Source organism: Pseudovibrio sp. POLY-S9, from assembly GCF_001431305.1.
GTDB lineage: Bacteria > Pseudomonadota > Alphaproteobacteria > Rhizobiales > Stappiaceae > Pseudovibrio.
Genome location: NZ_LCWX01000111.1, coordinates 1 through 2,666 on the forward strand (window position 1 = coordinate 1; position 2,666 = coordinate 2,666).

Here is a 2,666-nt window from a genome sequence, read left to right on the forward strand (position 1 = left end):
TCCCACTTCACATCCTCGACGCCGTGTTCTTTCAGCAGGATCTTGACGATCTCAGGTACGCTTTTCTTCTGGAAGATCCGGCAGTCAGAGCCGTGGGCGAGCCGGTGCAGGCTGGGCAGCAGCGTCAGCGAGTAACTGGTGCGGTGATGGCCTTCATTACCACGGGCAATCTCAGCGATCACCCCAGAGAGATGGCGCAGGCCCTCGTATTTATGATGAATGGTCAGCGTGGCAGGCGTATCGAGCAGGCTATGCAAGTCAAGCGCGTTGTCGGGGCTGGCAAGCTCAATCTGGATCTGCGTGAGCCCGTTAAGGCGTTCTGTTGCCGAGAACCCGGTGACCAGCAATTCCGCGTTGGGCTGCGCAGGAGCTGCAAAGGTGAAGGCCAGATCTTGTTCCTGGAAGAGCTGCGGGATTTGGACAATAGCATTCATAACAAACTCACTGGCAAAAGAAAAAACAAAGGACGTACAAGTATTGAGAGTGGTCTGGCGGGCTTCGTTAGGGCTTCACCCCGGCGGCGGATAGGGTTTTCCAGCAGCAGAGGTTGGCGGACACAACACACCGGGAGCAACCAGTACTTCGTTCTTGCGCTGGAAGTCATTCAGGAACGTTTGGTCGCAAGAGCGATACCCTACAAGGATCGCCTGCGCGCGCGCATAGTCGGTGATTACCAATCCGAGAAATGCTCCGCCGATAGCAACGATTAAGAACACGACTGAGAAGCTTTGGGCTGACCGCTTAATCCAATGTTGCCCCCAAGGAGTGATGGCAAGGTGAAGCATCGGTAATGCTGCTCCAGCCAGCAAAAAACGGGATCTACCCCGGATAACCTGCAACAGTTCAGGTTCAGGAGGCTGAGCAAAAATGGCTAGAAACGCGGGACGCATTACATCCAAGCAGGCGGAAATTCCTATCAAATCGAGAAGGAGCATCACTGCATGGAGGCGACGAATGTCCTGACCGACCCAACGACCAGCAAGTGTGCCCTTATCAATCACCCACCCCAACATCAGTGTCTCCGATAGAGCTGATTATACAAATCTGGACCGCCAAAATGCCAGATGGTCTCACGTTCCAACTGGTTCATAAAGCGATTGCTGCGACGTTCAAACTCTTCCACTTTCTGCTTCATGGCAACATGTGCAGCATGAATGACCTTGCCGACTTCCTGAACTCCATGAGCGACAGCTTGGCCGGTCCAAAGCAAGGCTGCGCCGAGTTTTTTCTTAATCTGATAGCTTTCTGATAGCTCACTTAACTTGTGCCCGACATAGAGCCCCACAATGATTGCCCCTCCGGTCACAACGACTGCAGGCAGAGCAATCGCAGTAATTGTACCAGCAATAGCAACAGCTCCTGCTGCTGCCAGAGCTCCCGCGGCCATCGCGACCGTGCCAATAGCAACATCAGTAATGATGTTGGCAAACAGCTCGTGATAGAGCTGCTCATCACTCATGACGAACTGCATCACATCGAGTGCGACATAGCAGGTGATCATTATGATCGCATTGGACCTTCCTGCAGATTTAAGTGCCTCTGGGCCAATGCCAAACGCAATGACTTTCGGCGAGGTGGACAGATACCGTGTGCCCTTCAAGGTCTCACGCAAGGCGGAGTATCCCTTAAACACCACATAGGTCTTGCCGTTCACCACTTTGGTGTAATAGCGCCCCTGCAGGCCGATTTCCTTCAGGAGTGTCTGACCACCCTTCATGTCCCGCAGCAGCACTGGCAGGCTCGCTAGGTCAAGGGCACCACCCGTTGTTACTCCAAGGCTTTGATGGCTATCTACCACCGCTTGCGCAAAGAGCTCCATATCCATCACGACAGCTTCATCCTGGCGTGGGTTGATGAGCTCTGCTGCCAGTCTCTGCTCCGCCAGCGGGTAGGCCATCAGAATATCTCCTTGTGCGGCTGATCCCCGGGTTTGACCATCAAGCGGTGGCCGGGAAACTGATCCAGAAAGCCCCGGATCTCCAGCTCTTCGGACAGGTCTTCGTGCAGCGCATCAGAAGACCGTTCAGGCCGGTCACGACCTTGCAAGACCATATGCGCCGTTCCTGCCGGATCGCACTCTTTGGGTGCAGCTTCAGCAATTGCCTCCACCTTACGCCGGCGCCACAGCAGGGCGCGAAAGAAGCTGCGCAAGTAACCGCGCTTTGCTGAGGCTTTGCCAGAGACAAACTGCATATTCCAACTCCGCAGATCAGGCCCAAATCAAAGACTGCCTATCGTTTAACTCGCCCATAGGCAGTGTCCGGGCCAAAGCTGGCCCGGATCTGACTTCCATCCTCAATGAGGATAGAAACTTAAGCTGCAGGCGCGCGCCAGTCGTCCGCACCAGACGTGCCGGAGACTGTGTGCTCCCACATGATCTTGCGGTAAGACAGTTCAATGGTGATCAGCTGAGTGAAGTCAGCATTCTTCGGATCCTGACAATGTGGCAGGCCACACTCGATGTTGGTGATCAGCGCATCTTCAAAGGAGGTGGTGAAGAAATGCTCCTGCTTGCCGGAAGAATTAGTACGGTACCATTTGACTTCACACTTCGGCAGCATCTCACCGGAGACCAGCGCATTATAGAGCAGCGGGATGGACTTGTTCATGGAGCAGGTGAACTTGAACGGAGTGTGCACGCGCTGACCAGCTGGCTGGCCGGACTG

At 54.5% G+C, this 2,666-nt stretch carries 5 protein-coding genes; all 5 read right to left on the reverse strand.

Annotated features, from left to right (window positions below; translation table 11 throughout):
* The coding region (locus tag PPL9_RS08955) for a contractile injection system protein, VgrG/Pvc8 family (RefSeq protein ID WP_280139047.1) at positions 1-434 on the reverse strand (434 nt) is incomplete at its 3' end.
* A 75-nt stretch (positions 435-509) separates the two neighbouring features.
* Positions 510-1,013: a hypothetical protein gene (locus tag PPL9_RS08960; protein ID WP_057462382.1), complete on the reverse strand. Its 504-nt coding sequence runs from the start codon at positions 1,011-1,013 to the stop codon at positions 510-512.
* Positions 1,013-1,897, reverse strand: coding sequence for a hypothetical protein (locus PPL9_RS08965; RefSeq protein ID WP_057462383.1), 885 nt, complete (start codon positions 1,895-1,897; stop codon positions 1,013-1,015). The genes PPL9_RS08960 and PPL9_RS08965 overlap by 1 nt, the downstream gene beginning before the upstream one ends.
* Positions 1,897-2,193: a hypothetical protein gene (locus PPL9_RS08970; RefSeq protein WP_057462384.1), complete on the reverse strand. Its 297-nt coding sequence runs from the start codon at positions 2,191-2,193 to the stop codon at positions 1,897-1,899. The genes PPL9_RS08965 and PPL9_RS08970 overlap by 1 nt, the downstream gene beginning before the upstream one ends.
* 119 nt (positions 2,194-2,312) lie before the next feature.
* Positions 2,313-2,666 (reverse strand): type VI secretion system tube protein TssD (gene tssD, locus PPL9_RS08975; protein WP_057462385.1); only part of this gene is annotated, 354 nt, incomplete at its 5' end.

What these genes read in the sequence shown, in the direction of transcription:
- PPL9_RS08965 (WP_057462383.1), bottom strand. Translation starts at nt 1,897, where the DNA reads ATGGCCTACCCGCTGGCGGAGCAGAGACTGGCAGCAGAGCTCATCAAC.
- PPL9_RS08970 (WP_057462384.1), bottom strand. Translation starts at nt 2,193, where the DNA reads ATGCAGTTTGTCTCTGGCAAAGCCTCAGCAAAGCGCGGTTACTTGCGC.
- PPL9_RS08960 (WP_057462382.1), bottom strand. Translation starts at nt 1,013, where the DNA reads ATGTTGGGGTGGGTGATTGATAAGGGCACACTTGCTGGTCGTTGGGTC.